Genomic DNA, 24,289 nt, shown 5'->3' on the forward strand with positions numbered 1-24,289 from the left:
TGAATTATGGCTTGGACTGAGGATCGCGTCGCGACTTTGACAAAATTATGGGCCGAAGGCTTATCGGCCAGCCAGATCGCCAAAGAGCTTGGCGAAGTGACACGTAATGCCGTTATCGGCAAGGTTCACCGCCTTGGCCTGTCTGGCCGCGCCAAACCTTCCCGCCCTAAGCGCAAGACAGCAAAGAAATCATCCGCTGGCACAACTCCGGCGCCGAAGCCACGTGCGCCCCGCGCGCCGTCCGCACCCCGGACGCCGGAACAAATCGTCGCCGAGGCCGCCGTGCCCGCGCCGCCCCCCTTGGAAGCCAAGAAAATGTCCAATGGAGAATTTGCGACAATTCTGACCATTACGGATCATATGTGCAAATGGCCGATTGGGGATCCGTCCAAGTCCGAATTCCGCTTTTGTGGACGCAAGACTGAAGAGGATGAACCTTATTGTGTTGCCCATTCCCGGGTCGCCTATCAGCCAAGCCGCCGCCGCGGCGCGTCGAGTAACACGAAAGCCATTGGGCCAAACCCGACTTCTCGCAAGCGGCTTCGCTAAGACGGTCTGTTTTGAGACAAAAAGGCGCCTCCGGGCGCCTTTTTTATTTATGTTTACGCCGCCTTTACTTGGCCAATGCGCCAAACCGGGCCATCCGGCCACGTTCCCGGCTTAATTGACGCTTAAAGGCTTCTTTCTGGCTTAGATAGCTAACGACTTCATATTCCACGCCGTCTTCATCCGAAAAATAGAAACGCCGACCCGGTTCGTAGTCACCGTGACTTGTTGGATTTAGTCCGGCCGCCACGACACGTTTTTCGGCGGCGTCCAGATCCTCCACCACCAACCCAATATGATTAAGGCCACCACGAGTTTGAAACTGTTTGAGCGCGGAGCTTTCGCTCTTGCCTGGATTATATAGAGCCAGATATCTATCCGCGTCGCCAATATGGACGGTGTAGCCCTCCCCGAGGCTCGGTCCCTCCCACCGCACAAACCAACCAAACAGCTTGTGGAGAAGGGCCGCCGTTTTCTTGGGATTTTTGACCGTGATATTGACGTGTTCGAGTGTCGCTATTTGCATGATGATGCCCTTTCCTTGCGTTTGAACTATTTGCAGGCTACGACCTCAACTTAACTTGAGGTCAAGAGATAAAATGAAAAAACTTAAAAAGGGCATTTTAATTGGCCGTGTCGCCGCCCGGACAGGGGTCGCTGTTTCGGCCTTACGCTTTTACGAAGAAGCAGGATTGATCACGGCCGATCGCAATCAAGGGGGTCAGAGAGTGTTCGAGGCGGCCGATATTCGGCGGATTTCTTTCATTATCATTGCTCAGAAGCTGGGCTTTTCTCTAAAACAGATAAAAGCCCAACTTGACCTTTTGCCGAATGGCCGCACACCGACCCTAAAAGACTGGGAAAAAATCAGTCGAAGTTTTCAGACCGATATCCAAGAGCGCATCGCCGCCCTAAACAAATTACAAGAGAAGCTGACCGGCTGTATGGGGTGCGGGTGTCTTTCTCTCGATCACTGCGCTTTATATAATACAGATGATATTGCTGCGGAAACGGGGGCCGGTCCGCGCTATCTTTTAGGAGAAAGCCAGAATCGATAAATTGGGGTGGATGCAAAGGAACTGAATGCTATAGATAGCGTATCTATCACACCCAATAGGGGGTGTAATAAAAATAAGGGGACACACAATGTCTGATAATAACGGATCCGGAAAAGGGATTTATTTCATCGTCGGAGCGCTTGTCATTGCCGTGCTTGGTTTGGGCTATATGTATTTCACGGGGCAGTCTGCGGACGAACCGGATCTCTCTATTGAAGTCGATGACAATGGTCTTGATGTCGATTCAAACTAGGATTGATGAATAATATTCAGAAACGCTTCGCCAAATCTGGCGAATTTCGTTTCCCCAACGCCCGATACATTCAGCATTTCCTGCCGGTGGGTCGGGCGTTTTGCGACCATATCCATCAAGGTCGCATCTGAAAATACGACAAAAGCCGGTTTGCCAAGCTCTCGCGCCAGTTCCGACCTAAGCGCTTTCAACTTAATAAGCAGCGACTGATCCTGATCCGACAAATCCGTTTGCTTCACAGCTTGCGCCTTTCGTTCTGCCTTTCGTGACGATTTTATGGGCGGTCTCATATAAAACTCCCCCTGCCCGTCCATCATGGCTTCGGCTTCAGGCGATAAGGTCAGCGCCCCGTAGCGGGAAATATCCATCCCCAGAAGTCCGCGAGCTACGGCCTGCCGGATGAGCGCCTGCAAGAAGGCTTTGCCGCTCGTCTCGGCAGATCCGAAAGACGGCAGATTATCATGCGTGAACTGTTTGATCCGGTCAGTGTCTTCGCCCCGGGCGACCGCGACGATATGGGTTGTACCGAAACGCTGCCCCGTTTCAGCGATAGCTGAAAAGACGGCTTTCGCCGCCGCCGTGGCTTCAACCTGCTCCGGCGGATTGAGACAATTATCACAATTCCCGCAAGGCGCCGTTGTTTCTCCGAAATAATTCAGCAGAGCTTGGCGGCGGCATCCAGAGGTTTCGCAATATCCTATAAGGGCGTCCAGACGTTTAAATTCCCGCATTTGATGGTCACGTTCACTCCCGTCATTAGTAATGAACTGACGCCGCATACGAATATCATCCAGGCCGAATAAAAGCGCCGTCTCTGCCGGGAGGCCATCGCGGCCGGCCCGTCCGATTTCCTGATAATAGGCTTCCATCGAGGACGGCAAATTGACGTGGTAGACGAAGCGAATATCCGGCTTGTCTATCCCCATCCCAAAAGCAATCGTCGCGACCATAATAATGCCCCGTTCTGAGATAAAGCGGTCAAGATTTTCATAGCGTTCTTCAGCCGACATACCGGCGTGATAAGACAGGGCGGTATAACCCGCATCGTTTAAGGTATTGGCATAAGACTCTGTATTCTTTCGAGAAAGGCAATAGACGATTCCGGAATTGCCTTTCTGATTGATCAAAAGGTTTGCCAATTGCCGCGGCCTGTTATCAACGGGCAAGACCGTCAGAGACAGGTTAGGTCGGTCAAATCCATGGACAATTACTTTTCCGCGGCGGCTGAAAAGTTGCTGCGCAATGTCTTCGCGCGTTGCGTCATCCGCCGTCGCCGTGAACGCGGCAAAATGGCTCTCGGGAAACAAGGTATGCAGCCGGGTCAGATCCGCATATTCCGGACGAAAAGCTGGCCCCCATTTGGAGACACAATGCGCTTCATCCACGACAAATAATGACGGATTTAGCGCTTTCATCGCCGATAACATTCGCCCTGTCATCAGCCTTTCCGGAGAGACATACAGGATTTTGCTCCGTCCATTAGTTACGTCCCGCCACTGGGAAATATTGACCTCTCTGCTTTGGCCTGAATGTAAACAGGACGCAGCAATACCATTGGCGCGAAGACCGGCCACCTGATTGTCCATCAACGCAACAAGCGGCGAGACGACTATTGTCGGGCGGGGCAATATCTGCGACGGCACCTGATAACAGAGCGACTTCCCGGCCCCGGTCGGCATGACCGCGAGAACAGATTCGCCTTTCAAAATACCCTGTATAATTTCCTCCTGACCGGGACGGAAATCATCAAATCCGAAAGCGGATTGAAGGATATTGAGAGGAGTCGACATGCTTGCGTGGTCATAGATTTATGCGCCGGGCTTTCAAGTGACTTTTCTCATTCGTTTTGCGAGGAAAGCTGCAAACTGCGCTGATTTAACCCTCGCCCGCGCTCTTTCTTCGCGTTAAAGCGCTCTGAAATTTTAGAAAGGTCAGGCAAAGGTGTCAGACGAACAGGATATCGACATATCCCGCAGTAGCGGGGCCGCTTTTTCGGCGCAAATCGAAGACGACAAGACAAAGCGGGGAAAAGCCAAGAGCATAAAGCCGCTGCGGCAGCTCTGGCCGTTCATTGCCCGCTATCCCCTCACCCTTGCCCTTTTCCTTATCGCCCTATTGATTGCAGCCGGACTAAACCTCGCCTTGCCGTTGGCAGCCAAAGTGATAATTGATTGCGGGTTTATTGGTGATACGGAGCCCTTGGCATATTGTAGCACCTACGCCTTGGGTGGTAATGTTGAAAGTCTGACACCCTATTTCGGGTTCGCTATTGTTATCGCAATCACCTTAGCCATTTTCAGTTCAGCACGATTTTATTTCATTAGCATGTTGGGCCAGCGCGTTATTGCTGACATCCGCAAAGCGGTCTTCGGCAAACTTACGCGCCTCGATCTCACCTTCTTTGAAACCTTGCGAACAGGGGAAGTTCTGTCCCGTCTGACGACTGACACCACGCTGATCGAAACCGTTATTGGGTCTTCGGTGTCATTTGCTCTCCGCTCGGCTGCGGTGACCATTGGGGCCATTTTGTGGATGTTCTTTGTCAGTTGGGAGCTAACCTTGCTGGTTCTCCTTATTGGCCCCATAATACTTGTTCCTGCTATATTTATCGGCAGGTCTATCCGAAAGCTCTCCATGACTAGCCAAAACAATCTGGCCCACGCCTCTGCCCGGGCCGGAGAAGCCATCGGCGCGATTGCGACCGTGCAGGCCTTTACGAGAGAGGCTTATGAGCGGAAGTCTTTTGATGTCGCAGTCGAAGACACCTTCAGCGCAAATAGAAAACGGATATTTGTTCGATCAATTATGACACTCGTTATATTTGGGGTTGGCCTGACAGGCATGGTAGGCGTTCTCTGGTACGGTGCCAAGCTTGTCAGCCAGCCCGGCTCTGACATGACTGGCGGCTCAATTGCCCAATTCATATTCTTGGCTATCACGGCGGTCTCCAATGTCGGTTTTCTCACAGGAACATGGACGGAGCTCCTCCGTGCGTCAGGTGCAACAGAACGGGTCATGGAGTTGTTAGGAGAAGACCCCGCAATCTTGGCGCCATCCGAATCCAGTGATTTCAATTCGGCAACGGGCGCAATCGCTTTTGAGAATGTCACCTTTGTGTACCCGTCCCGTCCGACCGAGAGAGCATTGCAAAATGTTCAATTCGACATTCAGGCCGGAGAAACCGTCGCTCTGGTCGGCCCGTCCGGGGCAGGGAAATCCACTGTCTTCCAGCTCTTATTACGCTTTTACGATGTTCAATCCGGCGAGATTAAGTTGGACGATCTGCCAATCACCCAAATGTCTCCGCAAAATCTGCGTGAGCAATTTGCTATTGTGCAACAAAACACGCCTCTCTTTTCCGGGACTGCTTTGGACAATATCCGCTATGGCCGAGAAGGCGCGACAGATGACGAAGTTATTGCCGCCGCAAAGGCCGCCTTTGCGCATGAGTTTATCGAAAAACTACCGGAGGGTTACAACACCGATCTGGGCGAATCCGCTGTAACGCTCTCAGGCGGACAGAGACAGCGTTTGGCCATTGCCAGAGCCATATTACGCGACGCCCCTATTCTTCTTCTGGATGAAGCCACCAGCGCTCTGGACGCGGAAAGTGAGCGCGCCGTTCAATCCGCTTTTGAAGCCATGTCCAAGACAAAGACAACCTTGGTCATTGCCCACCGTCTGGCCACTGTTCTCAAGGCCGACCGAATTATCGTGATGGATGAAGGCAAGATTGTCGAAACGGGAACACATGAAAGCCTGCTCGCGCAGGACGGACTTTATGCCCGCCTTGCGGCGCTGCAATTTACCTCAGGCTAGACGCTTTATTAAAGCCCATGACCCTTTGCGAGGGTCGGCACGCGCGCCAATATATCAGCCGATGTCATGTAAAGAACATTCCCGTCCGGGCCGCCAAAAGTGACATTGGCGACGGGCTTCCCTGTCCGGATTAGCCCTAAACGTTCGCCTTCAGGCGAAATCACCAAAACGCCACCAGGCCCGGTCGCATATAGACGGCCTTCTGTATCAACAGCCATACCATCGGCATTCCCGCGCTCTCCGGCGGCTATATCTGCAGTGGCGTCCAAAAAGATTTCCCCGTCTCCAACCGTGCCGTCATCTGCAACAGGATATGTTTTCCATATCGTATCTTCAGGGTCGGAATTTGCTACATACAGAGTTGACCCATCCGGCGATAAAATAACTCCGTTAGGCCGAGTCAGCTTGTCATCAATCAGCTTGACCTCGCCGCCCGGCATATAAGCATAGACCCCATTAAAAGCGATTTCTTTCGCATCAGACTCATCTCCTTCGGCCAAGCCATAAGGAGGATCTGTAAAAAATATCGCTCCGGATTTGTGAACAACCGCGTCATTGGGGCTATTAAATGTCTTACCCTCATACTCGCCCACAATAAGACGTTTTTCTTTTGTGTCGAGATCCATGGCGTAAAGGCCGCGTTCGCCGTGGCTCGGCAGCAGAATTTCGTTTTCGCCGTAACGGATCAATCCATTGGCCCCGGGCGATCCCATCCAGTCAGGCGTATCGCCCGCAAAACCCGAAGGTTCCAGAAATTTGGTAAGACCTTCATCGTCTTTATAACTCCAGATGACATTACCGGGGACGTCTGTGAATAAAAGACGTTGGTCCTCGGCAATCCAGACCGGACCTTCCGACCAGCCGAACGATCCGCCAAGATTTTCTATTTTAGCGTCTTCCGCAAGGATACCTGTTCTGTTCATTTCGACAGAGCCGATATAATTTGCAGAGCTTGTCTGCTCCATTTCGGGCGTCTGCGCCTCAGTCGAAGGAGACGACTCCGTAGGCTCGATCCGTTCCCCATTACTACAAGATACGAAGATAAGAGTTGAAGCAGCGAGCAGAAGGAGTTGTTTCATTTTTTCAATACCATGGCGGCGGCGCCGTAAAGAGCGACAAAATGGGCCTTAATCAATCTTACGGGAATCTCTTTGACAAACCAAGAGCCGTCTCCGCGATTGCGAAACCGCGTTTTAAATTCGGATTCATTCAAAAAAGGAGAGACATGACGCGAGACCCCTCCCCCAATAACCACTCCACCCGAGGCTCCCATTGTCAGAGCCGCATTGCCTGCAAACCCGCCGAGAATATTGCAAAACGTAATAACAGCCAAACGGGCAATAGATTTCGGATTGGCTTCGGCAGATGCAACGATTTCATCCGGCTTTCGGCACAGACAATCCGCCCCGCGAATATCACATATAGCCTTGTAAAGACGTAACAGTCCCGGACCTGAAATAAGGTTTTCAACAGAGAGATAAGACATATCCTTTAGCTGATGAAGCAATATCTCCCGCTCCAACTCATCTTGTGGTGAAAAGCTGACATGCCCTCCTTCGGTCGGCAAAATGCGCAAAGGGTTCCCCGGCACAATCAAGGATATGCCCAACCCGGTCCCCGGACCGAGAACAGCGACCGGTTTATTATAATTGACCTTACCCGGCATGAGAATCTCAAAGCCGTCATCCGGCACGACGGTCGCGCCATTCGCCATGGCCACAAAATCATTTTGGATAACGACATTTTCAAATCCAAATGTATTGCAAAGATCGCTCTCGGAGACTACCCAATCAATATTGGTCATCTTGATTTCGTCACCGAATTTCGGCCCGGCAAAAGCAAAAGCGGCCTGGGCCGGTTTCATGGTTTGAGTGTCCAGATAGGATTTCACAGCCGTGTTGAAGTCCGGGAAATCCTTGACTGAAAACCGCTCCGAATGATGAAGGTCTATTGTGCCTTGAGCGCTCAGCTCCGCAAAGGCGAACCGGCAATTTGTGCCCCCTACATCCCCAACAAGTATGGCGGAACTCATCCGTTTGGGTTCCTGAGTGTTTGCGCCCATTCCGGGTCTCCTAAAACTGAAGCCCCGGCCTCTGCATTATCTGCACGCGAGCGCATTGGTTCGAACATGTTCATGCCAAGACCTGAAAGATTTTCAGCTTTTGGCATGGTCGCAGGCTCTCGGTCTTCCAGATTATCTTCTGTAATGACCTCGACTTTCCCATTACCGGCATCCAAGCGTACGATATCGCCTGTCCGGACTTTCGAAATTGAGCCGCCATGCAGGGCTTCGGGGTGAATATGTATAGCGGATGGCACTTTGCCTGAGGCCCCCGACATGCGCCCATCCGTGACCAGAGCGACTTTTAATCCTTTATCCTGAAGCGCTCCTAAAATAGGAGACAATTTATGAAGCTCCGGCATCCCATTGGCGGCGGGCCCCTGAAACTGCAAGACGGCCACAAAATCACGTTCCAGTTCTCCAGCCTTATGCATTTTGACCAGTTCGTTTTGATTGGTGATGACGATTGCCGGAGCCTCGACCAAGTGATGCTCTTCCTCTACAGCGGAAATCTTGATCACGCCGCGCCCGATATTTCCTTCCAGCAAGCGAAGCCCGCCATCCTTGCGGAACGGTTTATCTACTGAAGAGACAATTTCGTGGTTCAGGCTTTCTTTGGGCCCTTGTCGATACACAACCGGATCAGGATCCGCATGAGCATTTTTAATCGGTTCACGGGTATATTCATGAAGGCCATCACCGCCGGCCACAGTTGTAACATCTGTATTCAGTAATCCGGCACCGATGAGTTCATTGACCAGATAGGCCATGCCGCCCGCCGCATGGAAATGATTTACATCAGAAATACCGTTCGGGTAGATTTTACAGATCAGTGGCACCGCATGGGAAACTTCAGCATAATCATCCCAATTAATTATGATACCGGCAGAGCGCGCAATCGCCGACAAATGAATGGTAAGGTTGGTTGACCCGCCAGTTGCCATCAGCCCGACGAGACCGTTCACAATCGCTTTCTCATCAATGATGTTACAAGCGGGCGTAAACTCTTCGCCCATATTCGTAATGGCGACCAGACGCCTCGTCGTTTGTGCGGTAATCGCGTCTCGCAGAGGCGTATTGGGGTGGACGAAAGACGCGCCCGGCAATTGCATCCCCATAATTTCCATTAACATCTGATTGGTATTGGCGGTGCCGTAAAATGTGCAGGTGCCTGGCGCGTGATAAGAGGCGGATTCGGCGGCGAGCAATTCTTCACGTCCGACTTTACCCTCAGCAAAAAGCTGCCTGACCTTGGCCTTCTCCGGATTTGTAATCCCGGACGGCATTGGTCCGGCAGGGGAAAAGATTTGCGGCAGATATCCGTAACGGAGCGCCGCGATCAGCAGCCCCGGGACGATCTTGTCACAGACGCCGAGATGTATGACCCCGTCAAACATATCGTGGGAAAGAGCAATTGCGGTCGAATAGGCGATAACGTCCCGTGAAAAGAGCGATAGCTCCATTCCGTCTTGACCTTGTGTGACTCCGTCACACATGGCGGGGACTCCGCCCGCAACCTGCGCCGTGGCTCCGGCGCGGCGCGCCGCATGTTTAATAATAGAGGGGAAGTTTTCGAACGGCTGATGGGCCGAAAGCATATCGTTATAGGCCGTGACGATACCGATATTGGCCCATTTTGCGCCTAAAATCTCTGTCTTTTCCAAAACCGGACAAGCGGCACTCGCATGAGCCACATTTCCCTCGCTAAGGCGTTTCCGCCGAGGGCCGGGCCGCATATTTTTTTCGCAATCCGCCAGATAGGCGGCGCGGGTTGTCTTTGACCGTTCAATAATTCGGTCAGTTACTTTTTTGATCGTCGGGTTCATAATCTATGCTCCCTCGTGAGTGTAAACATGCAAACGTGCATTTGCGGCCCGCAATGTTGTAACGGGGGCTTCGTGTATTTCTTTATCAGCGCTATTTTCCCAAACGGTTTTTTTTGCCAATCCGGGAATTAACAAAAACACGTTGCGGGCGCGCATGACAATAGGCAGGCTCACCGTAATACGGTCGTCAAAGCCGCTCCCCCCGCCCTGGCCTGACGCGTCCTGCCAGACGAGGGACTCGGCCCTTTCAATTTCCAAGGCTTGGTCAAGCGTTTTAGAGCCCGGAAACCAGGACGCGGTGTGTCCGTCCGTTCCCATGCCCATAACGCAAACATCCACAGCCTCCGGAAAGTTTTTATCGAAAAGCTTGGCCATATTCGGAGCGGCGTCTTTGGCACTGGGCGCGTCATTTACGAGCGGAACAAACGAAGCGCTTGAAGCCTCATTCTGCAACAAGGTCTCTTTGATAAAACTCGCATTTGAGCCGTCTGTTCCTTCGGGCACCCAGCGTTCATCTACAAGGCTGACCGTGATATTTTTCCAATCAAGCGAAGTCCGGCTCAAGGCCTCGTAGACAGGCTTGGGACTGGAGCCGCCGGAGACGAGGAGACTTGCTTTCCCGCGCGCCAAAAGCGCATTTTCCAGACATAGCCGAATGGCTTCGGCCGCCTCGCAAACATATTTTTCCGCGCTGTCTGCGATATGATAATTATGACCTGATGTGGGCATATTCAAGCCTCCGACCAAGAATCGCCCAAATCCGTCAGCATCTCACTGGCCGCTTCCGGGCCGTCTGTTCCCGCAAAATACGGGCGGGTGATTTGATCTGTTTCGTCCCAGGCTTCCAAGACGCTGTCCACCCAGCGCCACGCGGCTTCGACTTCATCGCGGCGCATAAATAAGCTTAAATTGCCACGTACAACATCCATCAAGAGACGTTCATAGGCATCGGGGTAACGGACGGTGAAATTGTCAGCATAGGACAAGTTTAGAGGAAGCGTTTTGAGACGAAGCCCTCCTGCCCCAGGTTCTTTGATTTCCATGAACAAACGAACGGCCTCGTCCGGTTGAAGCCGGATGACAAGCTTATTCGGGTTGATTTTGGTGTCTTCTCCAAAAATGGAATGCGGGACAGGTTTGAACTGAATAACAATTTCGGACCGCCGGCTGCTCATGCGCTTACCTGTCCGCAGATAAATAGGGACACCTGCCCAGCGCCAATTTTTAATCTCGGCATGAATGGCTACGAAGGTCTCTGTTTTGCTGTCTTCCACGTCGAGATCGACTAGATAGCCATTCACAGCCTTCCCATCGACCCGGCCATTCGTGTATTGGCCTCTTACGGTTTTCTCTTTCACATTGTCGACTGTGATGCGCTCAAGCGCCCGTAATACCTTGATTTTTTCTGTTCGAACATCATCGGCGCCAAGCGAAGACGGGGCTTCCATCGTGGTCAGGCAGAGCAGTTGCAACAAATGATTTTGAACCATATCGCGAAGGGCACCTGCCGAGTCATAATAAGATCCGCGGCCACTTACGCCAATGTCTTCTGCAACGGTAATTTCAATATGCTCAATCGCATTACTGTTCCAGAGGGGCTCCAACAGGATATTGCCGAATCTAAGGACAAGCAGATTTTGAACTGTTTCCTTACCGAGATAATGGTCAATCCGGTATATGCGGTTTTCATCAAAGACTTTAGCGACGCCTTCATTGATTTCATTCGCGGAGTCGAAATCCGTCCCGATAGGTTTTTCCAGAACAACGCGGGATTTCTTGTGAGCCAGACCGGCTTTCTTCAACCCCTGGCAAATCTCCGCAAACATTGAGGGCGGCATAGCCAGATAGAAAACGCGGATGAGTGAGTTCTTTTCATCAACGGCCTTGGCCAAATTTGACCAATCAGAATCCTTGAGAACATCTATGGAGACATAATCAATCAAAGCGATGAATTCATTCCACTTTTCCTGGTCGAGCGTATCTTCTTTTTCGAATTCACAGTAATTCTCGTGGACTATGTCAATAAAGTCCTCGCGGCTGTGTTCGCTTCGAGATACGCCAATAATCCGGGAGTTCGCCGGAAGCTGTCCGTCCACAAATCTATGATAAAGCGCCGGAAATATCTTTCGCCGAGCCAAATCCCCTGTCGCTCCGAAAATTATCATTTCGAAGGGTTTGACAGGCACGAAACTGGAACGCGGCGCTTTCGCCTCGCCCTTATTCTTCGGTGTCGCTTTGCGGTTTTTCTTGTCAGTCACTGACATATTCCCCTTATAATTTAGCATAGAGATAAATCGAGAATGACAGCGCTGTCAAACCCTAAGAAAAACTTATCTGCTTTGAATAAGGGCGGAATCTCTCACAACAAGCTTAAATTCAAGGTTTCGGGTCTCAGCTGGCTTCGATTTTTGTGTCGGATCTACAAGGGTTTTTACGGCATGAAAGCCCATTTCATAGATGGGCTGCTGCACAGTTGTGAGTTGCGGGAAGAGAATTTTAGCCAAAGGCGTATCATCAAACCCGCAAACCGAGAGCTCATCCGGCACAATAATTCCAAGTCGTGAGGCAACAGACACCACTCCGGCCGCCATATCATCATTGGACGCAAAAATCGCGGAGGGATGAGAATCTTTATCAGACAACAAGGCTTCCGCCGCATTGACCCCGGATCTGAACGAAAAGTCGCCTTGTATGACCTCATGGCTGTGAACGGTCAGCCGGGCATTGGCCATGGCATCGCGAAAACCCTCATATCGCAAGGCCGTCGCGCTATGTTCAGGATGCCCTTTGATAAATCCGATAGATTTATGTCCTTGAGCAATCAGGAATTCCGTCATTTCGCGAGCCGCCTGAATATCATCCATCTTCACGGCATTAAATCCGTTTTCACGGCCGGAAGGCGCAATCAGTACGAAGGGGATTTTCATCGCCTCAAGCGCTTTTATAACGCCGGGGGAATCACTTAGCGGCGGGGTCAAGATAACGCCGTCGACCGGAAGGCGGTGTAGAAGATGGCGGACCGTTTCCGCCTGACTTTCTTCATCGCCGACATCTGGTAATTGCAAAGGTTCCGGCACGAGGTGATATCCGAATTTCCGGCAGGCATCGATCGCCCCGGCTTGAATCTTCGCAATGTAATAAGGACTTGGATTATCGTAGACGAGCGCAACGAGATAAGATTTTGAACTCGCCAGCCCTTTGGCGGCTAGGTTCGGAGAATATCTCAGGTCTGCGGCGACAGCGAGAACTTTTTCGCGCGTCTTTGCCGCGACATTCGGCTCATTATTCAGAACACGAGAAACCGTCTTCATGGAGACGCCCGCAATTTTAGCCACATCTGTTATTGTTGCTTTCATGGCCCTCATATCTGCGTTCTACTTTTCTGCCCGGACGCAGCTTCTCTCCAATTTAAACTTGCAACAGATTCGTCAATAAATCAACAAATTGCCATTAGTTTTTGAGCGTTTACGACATAAATATGATGATTAGTTAGAGTCCTTGCAATAATATTCCATCCTTATTTGACAGCGAAGAAACCTCTGCGTAGCTGTATCATTAAAATCCACCGCCTAAGACCAAAATCAGGATACCATGACCGATCTCATTGAAAAACTAAGCGGCATCAAAGTTGTCCCTGTCGTAACTTTGCACGATGCCAAAGACGCGGTTCCACTTGCCAAAGCTCTACAGGCGGGAGGCATAAATGCTATTGAACTCACGCTCCGGACTGACGCAGCCTATGATGGCATCAAGGCGATCGCCGAAGCAGATTTAGGAATTCTTTTAGGCGTCGGAACAGTTATTCATAAAAATCAAGTTGAAGCCTGCGCCGAAATAGGCGTTGACTTTGTGGTGACGCCCGGCACAACTCCGGCCCTTATTCAAGCTATTTCGGAAGCCGGAATTCCCGCAATTCCGGGAATCAGTACGACTGGCGAAGCCGTCGCCATGATTGAATCCGGATATGATTTTGTTAAGTTTTTTCCCGCCGAAGCAAATGGCGGCATCGCAACCCTCAAGGCTATAGGCGGACCGCTGACACAGCTCAGATTCATGCCTACCGGCGGCATCGGCAAAGACCTCGTACGACCTTATCTGGATGTCAAAACAGTTGTATCTGTTGGCGGATCGTGGGTTGCAGACAAAGACAATCTGGCCGCAAAAAATTGGGATGCGATTACAGAAAATGCCAAACTCGCACAGTCTCTCTGAGTATGCAGTCTCTCTGAGCATTAAGACCGAAGCAAACAAAAGCCCGGTATAAGACCGGGCTTTTCAATTTAACTCATTAGATAAATACTAGTTCAAACAGACCGCCTGCCCTTCATTCGACACTAGTCTCACATCAGACAGAGAGACTTTTAACGCATCATCGCTTTGAATAATAAACGGGGCGGCGACATATTCCATTTCAGACCCTTCCCCAAAACAAGACAACTTAACTGACACATCCGTCCATTCTCCCTGTTTCAGAACAGGTGTCAGGTCTTGCGTTTCGTCACAAAAATCATTTCCGCAATCAGCTGAGAGAGTGAGATCGCCGACCATAGGCGTTTCCGCTCTCATGCGAATATAGAGCGCCATATCTGCGGTGTTCTGACGCGTCAGATCAACAGGCGTTCCGCGTACTTCGAATCGCGCCTGGCCGTCACCGGACCAGGTCAAGGTTCTGATATTTTCCTGAACCCCGTCATCAGCAGAAACGATTGTTATATCCCCGTCAGGAGACGCCGCTTTGGTCGTCGAAACAGTTGTTTTACCGGATGCATCGCCCAAAACGATTGTCCAAGGGAAAACAGCTTTACCGGCCTTGAAAAACTCCGTGGTGTTCTTGGCAGAGAGTTCGATACCTGCCTCTTCGGACAAGACGCCCACCTCGGCTGGGGCCGCATAAGAAAGGCCATACCCATATGCAAATAATGGGTCGTAATCTTCGTCATCATAATTCAAAGGCGTCTGAATGGCTGTTCGCGGCCAGGAATAAGACAGCTTTCCTTTGAAATCATATGCAACATTTCCGTTCGCGTCGCTGAAAAGAACATCTGCCGCATAGCCGCCCTCGGAGCCGGGGAGCCACGCCGCCACAAAAGCATCAGAGGCATTGATCTCGCGGTTCACCCAAAGCGGACGACCGGACAGAAAAACAGCGACAACGGGGATACCCTCGGACTTATATTTCAAAAGCCGGTTCAGATCACTGTCATCTCCGGGTTTATAGGCCAGACTATCAATGTCGCCTTTGAATTCAGCATACGGGTCTTCGCCGAAAACGACCATGGCAACGTCCGGTTTGACGTCATAACTTCCGTCTTCGGAAAGAGTCACCGTTCCGCCAGCGGCGTCGACATGACGTTTCACACCGTCATAAATAGAACTTCCGCCTGGAAAATCGGAGTTTTCGTTCCCTGTCCCCTGCCAAGACAAAGTCCAGCCACCGGATTGTTTCCCGATATTATCCGCCCCGTCGCCTGTCATCAGGACGTTAGCAGAAGGAGAAAGAGGCAATATGCCGTTATTTTTCAACAGAACGAGAGACTCCCGAACCGCCTGGCGGGCGACCTCCTTACTTTCCGGATCTTGCAACAGAGAATAATTTCCTGCCACGCCGCGTGTGCTTGGTTTTCCGGCGTCGAATAGTCCAGAGCGTAATTTCACACGTAAAATACGCCGGACCGCATCGTCCAGACGATCCAGATCAAGCGTTCCGTTTTCGGCTTGCTTGAGCGTGTTTTCGAAAAGACCTTTCCAGCTATCCGGGGCCATATACATGTCCAATCCGGCATGAAGGGCGGCCGGGCAGTCTTCTGTCGTGCAAGAGTCAATCTGACCATGGGCGTTCCAGTCTCCGACAACAAAGCCGTCAAATCCCATGCGCTCTTTCAGAACATCCGTAATCAAACCTTTGTGGCCCGTCAGCTTTTGTCCCTGCCAGCTTGAAAAGGAGATCATGACAGATTGCACGCCGGCTTCGAGCGCGGCAGGGTAACCTGCATTGTGAATATCACGAAGCTCCTCTTCACTGTCCGTGTTATCGCCCTGATCGCGACCCTGATTAGTGCCTCCATCCCCTAGAAAATGTTTTGCCGTTGCGATGACATGATTGCCTTTCAGCCAATCCGGGCTGCCGACGGGCCCCTGAATGCCTTCAATCAATTCTCCGGCATAAGAAGCGGTGACTTCCGGGTTTTCGGAATAGCCTTCATAGGTCCGCCCCCACCGATCATCGCGCACAACAGCGATTGTCGGAGCAAAGGTCCATTCCTGAGCCCCGATACGAATTTCCTGTGCAGTAACTTCCCCGATTTTGCCTAAAAGCTCAGGATTACGGGTGGCGCCAAGTCCGATATTGTGCGGAAAAACGGTCGCTCCCGGAATATTGTTATGACCATGAACGGCATCTGTTCCCCATATCATCGGGATAAAAGGAACGCCGTCTCCGTATGCCTCTTGCGAGGCGACATAAAACGCATCCGCCAGCTCCACCCAATCAGATGCCGGAGAGCGGTTATCCCCGTTAGGAGCAGAATTGCCGCCGTTGAGAATTGAACCAAGCGGATATGTACGCAAATCTTCAGGTGAAATAGACCCTATATCGGCCTGAATAATTTGCCCGACTTTATGACGGAGAGTCATTTTAGACATGATATCGGTAATACGCTCTTCCATTACAGGATCGAGTCCAACGGGGCTTTCCACTTCAGGCCAGATTTCAGGGTTAACTTGTCCAGCCATAACTTCGGACATGGCGGCAGAAGTATCATCGACATCGACTGTATCTATAGCCGGGGTTTCGCAGCCGGAAAGGCACGATAAAGCCAGAAGACTAACTGAAGAAGAAAGTATCAGGTGACGCATAAGGACCTCTAAGAAGTTATTTCCAGGAAACGGTAATGTCTCGTTACCGTCAAGAAAGATATCTGTGATATGAAAAAGGCCCGAGACTGTGTCACGGGCCTTTTATGTAATTAGCAAATCAGTTGCTTAGAATGTAAAGCTACCAACGATTGAAACGCGGCGGTCATTTTCGAAACGTGACCGAAGGAAACGATCGCCTTCAGGATTAATCTGGCTCGTTGTTTCCGTCACTTCCGACAGAAGGTTCACGCCCTGAACACCTAGCTGGAAATTATCCGTAAACTGATATTTGAACGAGGCATCAACCTGACCTGTGCTTTCGTTATAAATCGGCAAGCGAGAAATAACATCAAGCGTCGTCAAGAGGAAGTCTGACCGCCAGTTATAGGCAATACGCGCCTCGACTTTGTCACTTTCATAAAGACCTACGATGTTGAAAGTATGTTCAGAGAGGTTTTCCAAATCATCTGGCACAAAGGCGTCCGCAAAATCCTGCTGCCCGGATGCCCGATTTATATCGGCTGCCGAGTTTGGAATTGAGGATTGGTCAACATAGGTATAGTTGGCCTGAAGACCTAGACCGCTGAATATCCCCGGCAGGAAGTCATAGAATTGCTGATACGCCAGCTCGAATCCTTTGACTTTACCATCGCCGCCATTTTGCGGGCCATTATAACTGGCGCCGGCAATAACTGGCCCCCCAATGGAACTCCCCGGGGCGTCCGCGACAATGATGATATTTTCGATGTCTTTATAGAACGCGCTTGCTGTAAAGGACCCCACATCATTGAAATAATATTCAAGTGATGCATCAAGGTTATTAGAGAGCGTTGGCTCCAGCCCTGGGTTACCACCGGATACCGTATAACGATTAAAAGAAACCAAGGGACTGAAAGTCGCTGGATCTGTCCCTGGAGGCGGGCTTTGCACATTAAATTCGCCAGCCGTGTTCCGGAAGGCTCTCAATTGCCCAACAGACGGACGGCTTAGTCCACGGGCTGCAGCCAATCGAAGTATCAAATTATCCGTCAGGCCAAATTTGACGTTGAAAGACGGCAGAATATCCGTCCGGTCAACTTCAGCGGTGACTTCCGTGGAAGGCTGCTGCAAGACAGCACAGGCTTCCGCGGCTTCTGGGGTAAATCGGTTATTTGCTTGTGAACAAACACCGTTTGGCTGGAACTGCGCCGCCCCCGTCGTTTCAAGCTTTGTCTCAACAATACGGACGCCATAATTACCATCAATGGAGATTCCACCTAGGCTAGCAACAGAGTCATCACCAAAGTCAACGCGTGCGTAAATAGCATGTGTTGTTTCAATAGCATCCGTAATTTCAGCTGGAGTAAAGCGATCGTCACCTTCTACAAAAATCAAATTACCGGATGCGTCACGCCCTCCAAACCCCCGCAAATGATTTTGAGCTCCAGGAAAATTCGAATTTCCTTGTGTAAAGTCAACAAAAGAGCGGTAGTCGCGGAGAAGATCCGTCGAAATGAACAGAAACTCGTTATTGCCCTGTAAGACATCTCCACGGCGGAAGTTATCAAAGGTAAAGCTTTCAGTATTTCCACTCACTTCAGAGAAATCAACTTCACCACCCGCCCAAGCTTCTGAGAGATTGCCCCAGTTGTAGTTAGACCATTTTGTCAATTGATCACGCTCGGCAAAACGATAACCGGCACGAATACTTTTAAAGAATCCATCCGTATCAAAATCATATTGAACATCGCCGCGTAGTGCTAACTCATCCCCTTCGGAGTCTTCAAAGTGATCCATGGCCGCACGCCAATAAGTACTAGCTGGGTCTGTCAGACTGTTAAACTGACTGCCTGGACGTAAAACATATTCCAATGTCGGGTCGGGATAACCGCTCTGGTTAATGCCTGCGCCATTGAGATTTACAACCTGATCTACCGTTTGAGCTGCAAACCCGGAAATGTCTGAATTTTCCGTAGTTGCTTTTACATATTGTGCATCAAAATTGAATTTGAGACGATCTGTGGGTGAGTATTTCAAGTTGAAACTTAAATCATTTGTGACTGATTTGGTATCAGAAACACGTGAGAATTGAGTCATCCGGATACCAGGACGTCCGTACCAACCTGCCGCATCAGAGGTAATGATTCCGCTTTGAAACAGGCTATCGCCCGCAACCTGGACGCCACACGCATCCCGGTTTTGACAAACTGTTGTTGGGCTTCCCAAAGGAGAGGCCGTAAAATCACCACGATTGAAAAAGCCGGCACGTTCACCCGGATCTTCTTCTGATTGGATCGCATGTTCCGTCCAGGCGTTCGTTGTTTCGGAACGGATGAATTCGGCCGTGGCCAAGGTCTTTCCGTCATTAGATTCCCACTGACCGGCTATTGTTGTGCCGATGCGATCCCGATCAAAATCTTGCGTCCGAATATTAACACCTGAAGGAGCCAGAAGGTTATTTGTCGCTGATGGATCGCCTGGTCCAGTAAATGTTGGGTTATAAGGATACAACCCGCCAAACTGGACGCCATCGGAGCGGGATTTCAGATTTGAGTAAGACCCGGACGCCAACAAACCGAACTCACCTGCATTGGTATCCCAGCGTTTGGTGAACAAGCCGGAAACTGACGGCGAAAACTCTTCCGCCAAATCTGTGTAGGTGCCGTCTACCGTTGCGGCGAATGTATCTTCCGAACGGTCAAAGGGCTTGAGTGTTTTCAGGTTTACAACACCGGAAATGCCGCCTTCGATCATGTCAGCCGTCTGGTTTTTGAAAACATCCACGCCGCCAACCAATTCCGGCGGTACGTCCTGAAAGCCTAGGGCGCGCCCGTTATTGGCTGTGAAGGCATCACGTCCATTAAATTCTGAGCGTACATAAGAGAGACCACGAATAACGACGCCTGACCCTTCGACTGAGAAGTGATCCGGATCATCACCGGCCGCGAAGCGCGAAATTGAAACCCCCGGAACCCGCTGAATGGCTTCCAGAACCGAACGATCTGGCAGAGCGCCAATGTCCGACGCCGTAATGGAGTCGACAAATGTATCGGCGTTCCGCTTGATGTCCTGAGCATTCTGAAGGGACTGACGAATGCCGGTTGCCACGATCTCGTCGACATCATCCTCTTCCTCAATGCCTGAATCCTGTGCAAATGCGGTTGTTGACATCATGGCCGCGACCAAAACAGCAGCAGAGCCGCCGCGAAGCATGCGGCGCATCATTGCGGAGTGGTCAAGATTGGTTTTCGGTTCTAATTTCACTTTAATCCCCTTGAGTATGGTGAGGAGTCGTTGGCCGACTCTTAGAATTGCCCCTATCAAGAACCAAAAGTGACAGCGTTGTCAATTCAAATCTTTAAAAGACTCACAAAAAGGTCAAACTGTTGTGAAAATGTCACAATGGTCCCAATTTTTACGCATTTTAGCGCTTAAAATTGGCAATTTCGCTCTTGTCGACTTCAGGTCTCTCTGACATTTAAGATCAAAAGCGCCAGAAAGCGCATGGGGATAAATGATGCCGACCAACCCGGAATCAATAAAAATCGATGACAAACCCGCCGTTAAAAAAGTGGTTATTGTCGGTGGCGGCACAGCCGGGTGGATGAGCGCAGCAGGCCTATGTTCCGTTCTGGCCCCACTGGGTCTTGAGATTATTCTCGTTGAGTCAGAAGCTATTGGAACGGTCGGCGTCGGTGAAGCCACCCTTCCCCACATCCGATTTTTCAATCAGAAACTGGGCATTGATGAAAACGAGCTGATGAAAGCGACCAAGGCCACCTACAAACTTGGGATTGAGTTTAAGAATTGGGGAAAAATCGGAGACAGTTATATCCATCCGTTTGGCGATTTCGGATTTCCAATTAACCGAACCGGATTTCATCACTATATCAGCCGGGCCCATAAAATGGGTTTGCCGTCCCATCTAGATCAGTATTCGGTTCCGGTTATGGCCGCCCGAAAAGCCAAATTTCAAACGCCGCACCCTGATTCCGAAAATGTTCTTTCGACTTTTGGCTATGCCTATCAGTTTGATGCTGGACTTTATGCCGCTTACCTACGTGAGTTTTGCGAGAAACGCGGCGTTACCAGAGTGGAAGGCCGGATAAATAAAGTTACACAGAATAACGAAAACGGGGAGATAGAGGCCGTCACTTTAGAATCTGGCGAAACACTCAGCGGAGATTTTTTTATAGACTGTTCCGGCTTTCGCGGGCTTCTTATTTCTCAAACCTTGGATATTCCCTACAGAGACTGGACCAATCACCTGCCCTGCGACCGCGCTGTAACGGCGGCCTGCGAAGCGGTGGGCCCGGAACTTCCCTATACAAAAGCCACCGCAAAATCTTCCGGCTGGCAATGGCGGATCCCACTTCAGCATCGGATTGGAAATGGATACGTCTATTGCAGTGAGTTTATCAACGATGACGAGGCGGAAAGCTCCATGCTCTCGGATTTGGAAGGGTCGCAATTGAGCGCGCCAAAACGCTTACGTTTCACCACAGGTCAGCGCCAAAAAAGCTGGGTCAAGAATTGTGTCGCAATCGGACTGTCCGGCGGCTTTTTGGAGCCACTGGAATCGACCGGCATTTATCTCATTCAGGAAGCCATTACTAATTTAATCGAAATGTTTCCGACGCAAACAAGTTACGAAGTCGACCGCGAGGAATATAACCGCCTCATGGATATCGAGTTTGAACGCGTCAGAGACTTTCTTCTATTGCACTATGTTGCAACCACTCGGAATGACAGCCCATTTTGGCGATATTTAACATCCATGAAATTGCCCGAGAGCCTGAAACATAAAATGGATCTGTTCAAATCAACCGGCCGCGTTGTCAGTTATGAAACCGGCGCGTTCAAAGACCCAAGTTGGTTGGCTGTTTATTATGGTCAGAATATTGTCCCGGCCCATGTGGACCCGCTTAGCCTTCACATGCCAGACTCGGTCTTATCCGGACAGCTGGACTCCGTAAGCCAAACTATCTCACAAGCCGTCCAATCAATGTTGAGCCATAAAGACTATATTGACGCCCATTGCCGCGCATTATGACATCTCGTCGAAACATAATTATCAAAGGGAATGGATTACCTGCCGCCATGGTCGCGGCCTATCTGGGACGAATGCTGCCGCCAGAATTCTATCAACTCTGCTGTTACGGCCAGGCAAAGTCTTTCAAATCTGAAGCTCATTTAGCCTTGTGTCATTCTGATCTTCGCGAATTTAATCGCCTCCTCAAGATTAAAGAAGTCGATTTCATACGTCATTGCGACGGCGTTTTTTCTGTTGGAGACCGGGTGTCGGACGAAAAAGGCCGTGACTACATCAATACATATTGCCCTTATGGTTTGTCGATTAACGGCGTGAGTTTTATGGCCGCATTGCAAAAGTCAGGCGCTTCGGGACAGCTTTCTGATTGGGAGGATTGCAATCTCGCGGCTAAAATGGCGAGAACAGGAAAGTTTCTTCCTCCCGACCCTCAAGGCCGCCCGATTATCGGGGATTATAGCTATGGCTATCAAATAAATCCGGTCAAATATCGCGAACTTTTACTGAAACAGGCCGAAGCTTTCGGAGTTTCCGTTAGCCCTTTATCAGACTTCTCTCAAAATCAGGCAGACAAGGCTTTCTTGATTATCGAATGTGATACTCCCGATTTCAATGGCGGCCTAATCGAAACAAAAGACAAGCAGAGGCTCAATCACGTTCACCACCAAGTTTCAGAAGATGTCGTAAAAACCATATTCAATACACAAAACATGAAATATGAAATGTCGATATCTTCTAGTGACTACAGATCTGCGGAAAAACAAATTCAAGGCAATCTATGGGAAGAAAACATTTTGTTTCTATCAAAAATACCCGATTTACTTTCTTTTTTGGGGGATGCCACGCGCCTCATTCAAATTTCGGTTGAGCGCTTCATGAATCTTTTCCCCTCAGGGAAGAGCATGGACGCAGAGCGTGAAGAATATAACTCGGCCATGAGGAGAATTTTTTCCCGCTTTTCGGACTTCCAATCCATACTACTCGCGTCTTCAGGCTTTAAGGGGCAGTCATCAGAAGGGTTGTCTGACGACGCCCAGTTCAAACTCAAATTATTCTCCGCCCGCGGGCGACTATCTGTTCTGGACGATGACACACTTTTTCAGGATCATTGGGTTTCCATGCTTTTGGGACAGGGCTATTGGCCGAAGGGACTGAATTTAATGTCGAAAAGCCTGCCCGACAGCGAAATTCAAGCCTTCCGAGACAATTACAAACAAGTGGTTGAAAAAGCGCTCTCGCAAATGCCGGAGACGTCGGCTTTTATTCGGAGGACCTGCCTCGCCTCCGAAAGCTCGGGACACGAAGAGAGCTCATCTAATGCCTGCTGACACTTCTATAAAGTCGATCGTTATTGCTGGGGGCGGTACAGCAGGCTGGATGGCGGCTGCGGCCCTGTCACGCATGCTGGACACATCCCGGGTCACAATTACACTGGTTGAGTCCGAAACTATCGGCACGGTCGGCGTCGGAGAAGCGACAATTCCTAACATTGCAACCTTTAACAAAATGCTCGGCATTGACGAACGGGACTTCATGGCCGCCACTCAGGCGACAATAAAATATGGCATCGAATTTGTTGGATGGTCAGAAGAAAGCGAGCGTTACTTCCATCCCTTTGGTACGCATGGACGGGATATGATGGGGATGTCTTTTCACCAGTTCTGGCTTAAAATGCACGCTCTCGGCAAAGCAGACAGAATTGAGACCTACTGCGCGACGGCCATGGCGGCAAAACATGGCAAAGCCTGCCTGCCTTCCCGCGATCCAAAGTCTCTGATGTCAACTTTATCTCATGCCTATCAATTTGATGCGGGGCTTTACGCGGCTTATTTGCGAAAATTTTCTGAACGGAACGGCGCCGTGCGAGTCGAAGGCAAAATCACGGATGTTGATGTAGATTCGGAAAGCGGATTTATAAAGACACTTCTTCTAGATAGCGGTGAGGCCTTGAGCGGTGACTTTTTTATTGACTGCACCGGGTTTCGGGCCCTGTTGTCAGAAAAGGTCATGGAAACGCCTTTTAAAGACTGGTCGCATTGGCTGCCGTGTGACAGCGCCTTAGCTGTCGGGAGCGAGAAACACTCCAACACGCCGCCTTATACCCGGGCAACAGCCCGGCAGGCGGGATGGCAATGGCAAATTCCTTTGCAACACCGCACAGGCAACGGCCATGTTTATTGTTCCAGCTATATGTCGGATGAAGAGGCGGAAACAACCCTTCTCAACACGCTTGAGACTCCACCTCTAAGCTCCCCTAAACAGCTCCGATTTACGACAGGCCAGCGCGAGAAAATGTGGACAAAAAACTGTTTGGCGCTCGGTCTCTCTGGCGGGTTTTTGGAACCGCTTGAATCCACGTCTATTTATCTGATCCAGGCCGGCATCAGCAGGCTTTTGGCTCTCTTTCCTGACACTCGCTTTAATTCGACAGAAATTGACGAATATAACCGCCTGATGGACCTCGAATTTGAGCAGGTTCGCGACTTCCTGATTTTACATTATGTCGCAAATGAACGTCACGGCCAGCCCTTTTGGGACTATGTTCGTAACATGCCGATCCCAGATAGCCTGACCCGCAAGATTGAATTATTCAAAGGTTCCGGGCGATTTTTCCGCTATGAAGGAGATCTATTTACGGAGACGAGCTGGGTTGCTGTTTTCCTGGGCCAAAATATCCTACCCGAGCGTTATAATGCGGTTGTAGATGGTCTGTCTGAAGAGGATATCAATGCTGGACTAACCTCAATCAAGTCAGAACTGGCCCGAGATATACCGCATATGCCATCGCATGAAGAATTCCTATCACGCTATTGTCCCGCAGAAGTGGGGCTTTAGGAGCAA

Annotated in this window: 18 protein-coding genes; 8 read left to right on the top strand and 10 right to left on the bottom strand. The window is 50.4% G+C overall.

Annotation, left to right across the window (positions count from 1 at the left end):
• The first annotated feature begins 6 nt into the window (after positions 1-6).
• Positions 7-549 carry a GcrA family cell cycle regulator gene (locus tag ACN0IC_RS02080; protein ID WP_416877100.1) on the top strand — a complete coding sequence of 181 codons (543 nt, stop codon included), beginning with the start codon at positions 7-9 and terminating at the stop codon, positions 547-549.
• A gap of 64 nt (positions 550-613) precedes the next feature.
• Here the strand turns inward: ACN0IC_RS02080 and ACN0IC_RS02085 are convergent, their stop codons facing one another.
• Positions 614-1,072: a VOC family protein gene (locus tag ACN0IC_RS02085; RefSeq protein WP_416877101.1), complete on the bottom strand. Its 459-nt coding sequence runs from the start codon at positions 1,070-1,072 to the stop codon at positions 614-616.
• Between the two features lie 73 nt (positions 1,073-1,145).
• Between ACN0IC_RS02085 and soxR the strand changes: the two genes are divergently transcribed.
• Both soxR and ACN0IC_RS02095 read left to right on the top strand, forming a co-directional pair.
• Positions 1,146-1,604 (top strand): redox-sensitive transcriptional activator SoxR, encoded by a 459-nt coding sequence (gene soxR / locus ACN0IC_RS02090; protein WP_416877102.1) that lies wholly within the window; start codon positions 1,146-1,148, stop codon positions 1,602-1,604.
• A gap of 88 nt (positions 1,605-1,692) precedes the next feature.
• Positions 1,693-1,857: a hypothetical protein gene (locus ACN0IC_RS02095; RefSeq protein ID WP_416877103.1), complete on the top strand. Its 165-nt coding sequence runs from the start codon at positions 1,693-1,695 to the stop codon at positions 1,855-1,857.
• On the opposite strand, the gene recQ is transcribed toward ACN0IC_RS02095, so the two are convergent.
• Positions 1,854-3,647, bottom strand: a complete 1,794-nt coding sequence (gene recQ, locus ACN0IC_RS02100) for a DNA helicase RecQ (RefSeq protein WP_416877104.1) — start codon at positions 3,645-3,647, stop codon at positions 1,854-1,856. The genes ACN0IC_RS02095 and recQ overlap by 4 nt on opposite strands.
• Positions 3,648-3,798: 151 nt before the next feature.
• Here recQ and ACN0IC_RS02105 point away from each other — a divergent pair, with 151 nt between their 5' ends.
• Positions 3,799-5,676: an ABC transporter transmembrane domain-containing protein gene (locus tag ACN0IC_RS02105; protein WP_416877105.1), complete on the top strand. Its 1,878-nt coding sequence runs from the start codon at positions 3,799-3,801 to the stop codon at positions 5,674-5,676.
• Between the two features lie 8 nt (positions 5,677-5,684).
• Here ACN0IC_RS02105 and ACN0IC_RS02110 read toward each other — a convergent pair whose 3' ends face one another.
• From ACN0IC_RS02110 to ACN0IC_RS02135, 6 genes are all read right to left on the bottom strand, one after another.
• Positions 5,685-6,755, bottom strand: coding sequence for an SMP-30/gluconolactonase/LRE family protein (locus ACN0IC_RS02110; protein WP_416877106.1), 1,071 nt, complete (start codon positions 6,753-6,755; stop codon positions 5,685-5,687).
• Positions 6,752-7,738: a glucokinase gene (gene glk / locus ACN0IC_RS02115; protein ID WP_416877107.1), complete on the bottom strand. Its 987-nt coding sequence runs from the start codon at positions 7,736-7,738 to the stop codon at positions 6,752-6,754. The genes ACN0IC_RS02110 and glk overlap by 4 nt, the downstream gene beginning before the upstream one ends.
• The gene (gene edd / locus ACN0IC_RS02120; protein ID WP_416877108.1) at positions 7,705-9,564 is read right to left on the bottom strand and encodes a phosphogluconate dehydratase; all 1,860 of its coding nucleotides are present in this window, start codon (positions 9,562-9,564) and stop codon (positions 7,705-7,707) included. The genes glk and edd overlap by 34 nt, the downstream gene beginning before the upstream one ends.
• A 3-nt stretch (positions 9,565-9,567) precedes the next feature.
• Positions 9,568-10,293 carry a 6-phosphogluconolactonase gene (pgl, locus tag ACN0IC_RS02125; protein WP_416877109.1) on the bottom strand — a complete coding sequence of 242 codons (726 nt, stop codon included), beginning with the start codon at positions 10,291-10,293 and terminating at the stop codon, positions 9,568-9,570.
• Positions 10,294-10,295: 2 nt separating this feature from the next.
• Complete coding sequence (zwf, locus tag ACN0IC_RS02130; RefSeq protein WP_416877321.1) at positions 10,296-11,729, bottom strand: glucose-6-phosphate dehydrogenase; 1,434 nt, start codon at positions 11,727-11,729, stop codon at positions 10,296-10,298.
• A 165-nt stretch (positions 11,730-11,894) separates the two neighbouring features.
• Positions 11,895-12,920, bottom strand: coding sequence for a LacI family DNA-binding transcriptional regulator (locus tag ACN0IC_RS02135; protein WP_416877110.1), 1,026 nt, complete (start codon positions 12,918-12,920; stop codon positions 11,895-11,897).
• 235 nt (positions 12,921-13,155) lie between these two features.
• Here ACN0IC_RS02135 and eda point away from each other — a divergent pair, with 235 nt between their 5' ends.
• Positions 13,156-13,776 carry a bifunctional 4-hydroxy-2-oxoglutarate aldolase/2-dehydro-3-deoxy-phosphogluconate aldolase gene (gene eda, locus ACN0IC_RS02140; RefSeq protein WP_416877111.1) on the top strand — a complete coding sequence of 207 codons (621 nt, stop codon included), beginning with the start codon at positions 13,156-13,158 and terminating at the stop codon, positions 13,774-13,776.
• A gap of 87 nt (positions 13,777-13,863) precedes the next feature.
• Here the strand turns inward: eda and ACN0IC_RS02145 are convergent, their stop codons facing one another.
• Positions 13,864-16,419, bottom strand: a complete 2,556-nt coding sequence (locus tag ACN0IC_RS02145) for a glycoside hydrolase family 3 protein (protein WP_416877112.1) — start codon at positions 16,417-16,419, stop codon at positions 13,864-13,866.
• Between the two features lie 126 nt (positions 16,420-16,545).
• The gene (locus ACN0IC_RS02150) at positions 16,546-19,662 is read right to left on the bottom strand and encodes a TonB-dependent receptor (RefSeq protein WP_416877113.1); all 3,117 of its coding nucleotides are present in this window, start codon (positions 19,660-19,662) and stop codon (positions 16,546-16,548) included.
• Positions 19,663-19,912: 250 nt separating this feature from the next.
• On the opposite strand from ACN0IC_RS02150, the gene ACN0IC_RS02155 reads away from it, so the two are divergent.
• The 3 genes from ACN0IC_RS02155 to ACN0IC_RS02165 are packed head-to-tail and all read left to right on the top strand — an operon-like array spanning position 19,913 to position 24,283.
• On the top strand, positions 19,913-21,451 hold the full coding sequence (locus ACN0IC_RS02155) for a tryptophan halogenase family protein (protein WP_416877114.1): 1,539 nt from the start codon (positions 19,913-19,915) through the stop codon (positions 21,449-21,451).
• Positions 21,448-22,776 (top strand): tryptophan 7-halogenase, encoded by a 1,329-nt coding sequence (locus ACN0IC_RS02160; RefSeq protein ID WP_416877115.1) that lies wholly within the window; start codon positions 21,448-21,450, stop codon positions 22,774-22,776. Before ACN0IC_RS02155 ends, ACN0IC_RS02160 begins: the two co-directional genes overlap by 4 nt.
• The gene (locus ACN0IC_RS02165) at positions 22,766-24,283 is read left to right on the top strand and encodes a tryptophan halogenase family protein (RefSeq protein ID WP_416877116.1); all 1,518 of its coding nucleotides are present in this window, start codon (positions 22,766-22,768) and stop codon (positions 24,281-24,283) included. Before ACN0IC_RS02160 ends, ACN0IC_RS02165 begins: the two co-directional genes overlap by 11 nt.
• Positions 24,284-24,289: the final 6 nt, after the last annotated feature.

It is taken from the genome of Litorimonas sp. (assembly GCA_029936425.1).
GTDB lineage: Bacteria > Pseudomonadota > Alphaproteobacteria > Caulobacterales > Maricaulaceae > Litorimonas.

Bases quoted from the DNA above. Each gene is read 5' to 3' on its own strand.
- ACN0IC_RS02080 (WP_416877100.1), top strand. From the start codon at position 7: ATGGCTTGGACTGAGGATCGCGTCGCGACTTTGACAAAATTATGGGCC.
- ACN0IC_RS02085 (WP_416877101.1), bottom strand. From the start codon at position 1,072: ATGCAAATAGCGACACTCGAACACGTCAATATCACGGTCAAAAATCCC.
- soxR (WP_416877102.1), top strand. From the start codon at position 1,146: ATGAAAAAACTTAAAAAGGGCATTTTAATTGGCCGTGTCGCCGCCCGG.
- ACN0IC_RS02095 (WP_416877103.1), top strand. From the start codon at position 1,693: ATGTCTGATAATAACGGATCCGGAAAAGGGATTTATTTCATCGTCGGA.
- recQ (WP_416877104.1), bottom strand. From the start codon at position 3,647: ATGTCGACTCCTCTCAATATCCTTCAATCCGCTTTCGGATTTGATGAT.
- ACN0IC_RS02110 (WP_416877106.1), bottom strand. From the start codon at position 6,755: ATGAAACAACTCCTTCTGCTCGCTGCTTCAACTCTTATCTTCGTATCT.
- glk (WP_416877107.1), bottom strand. From the start codon at position 7,738: ATGGGCGCAAACACTCAGGAACCCAAACGGATGAGTTCCGCCATACTT.
- edd (WP_416877108.1), bottom strand. From the start codon at position 9,564: ATGAACCCGACGATCAAAAAAGTAACTGACCGAATTATTGAACGGTCA.
- pgl (WP_416877109.1), bottom strand. From the start codon at position 10,293: ATGCCCACATCAGGTCATAATTATCATATCGCAGACAGCGCGGAAAAA.
- zwf (WP_416877321.1), bottom strand. From the start codon at position 11,729: ATGATAATTTTCGGAGCGACAGGGGATTTGGCTCGGCGAAAGATATTT.
- ACN0IC_RS02135 (WP_416877110.1), bottom strand. From the start codon at position 12,920: ATGAAAGCAACAATAACAGATGTGGCTAAAATTGCGGGCGTCTCCATG.
- eda (WP_416877111.1), top strand. From the start codon at position 13,156: ATGACCGATCTCATTGAAAAACTAAGCGGCATCAAAGTTGTCCCTGTC.
- ACN0IC_RS02145 (WP_416877112.1), bottom strand. From the start codon at position 16,419: ATGCGTCACCTGATACTTTCTTCTTCAGTTAGTCTTCTGGCTTTATCG.
- ACN0IC_RS02155 (WP_416877114.1), top strand. From the start codon at position 19,913: ATGATGCCGACCAACCCGGAATCAATAAAAATCGATGACAAACCCGCC.
- ACN0IC_RS02160 (WP_416877115.1), top strand. From the start codon at position 21,448: ATGACATCTCGTCGAAACATAATTATCAAAGGGAATGGATTACCTGCC.
- ACN0IC_RS02165 (WP_416877116.1), top strand. From the start codon at position 22,766: ATGCCTGCTGACACTTCTATAAAGTCGATCGTTATTGCTGGGGGCGGT.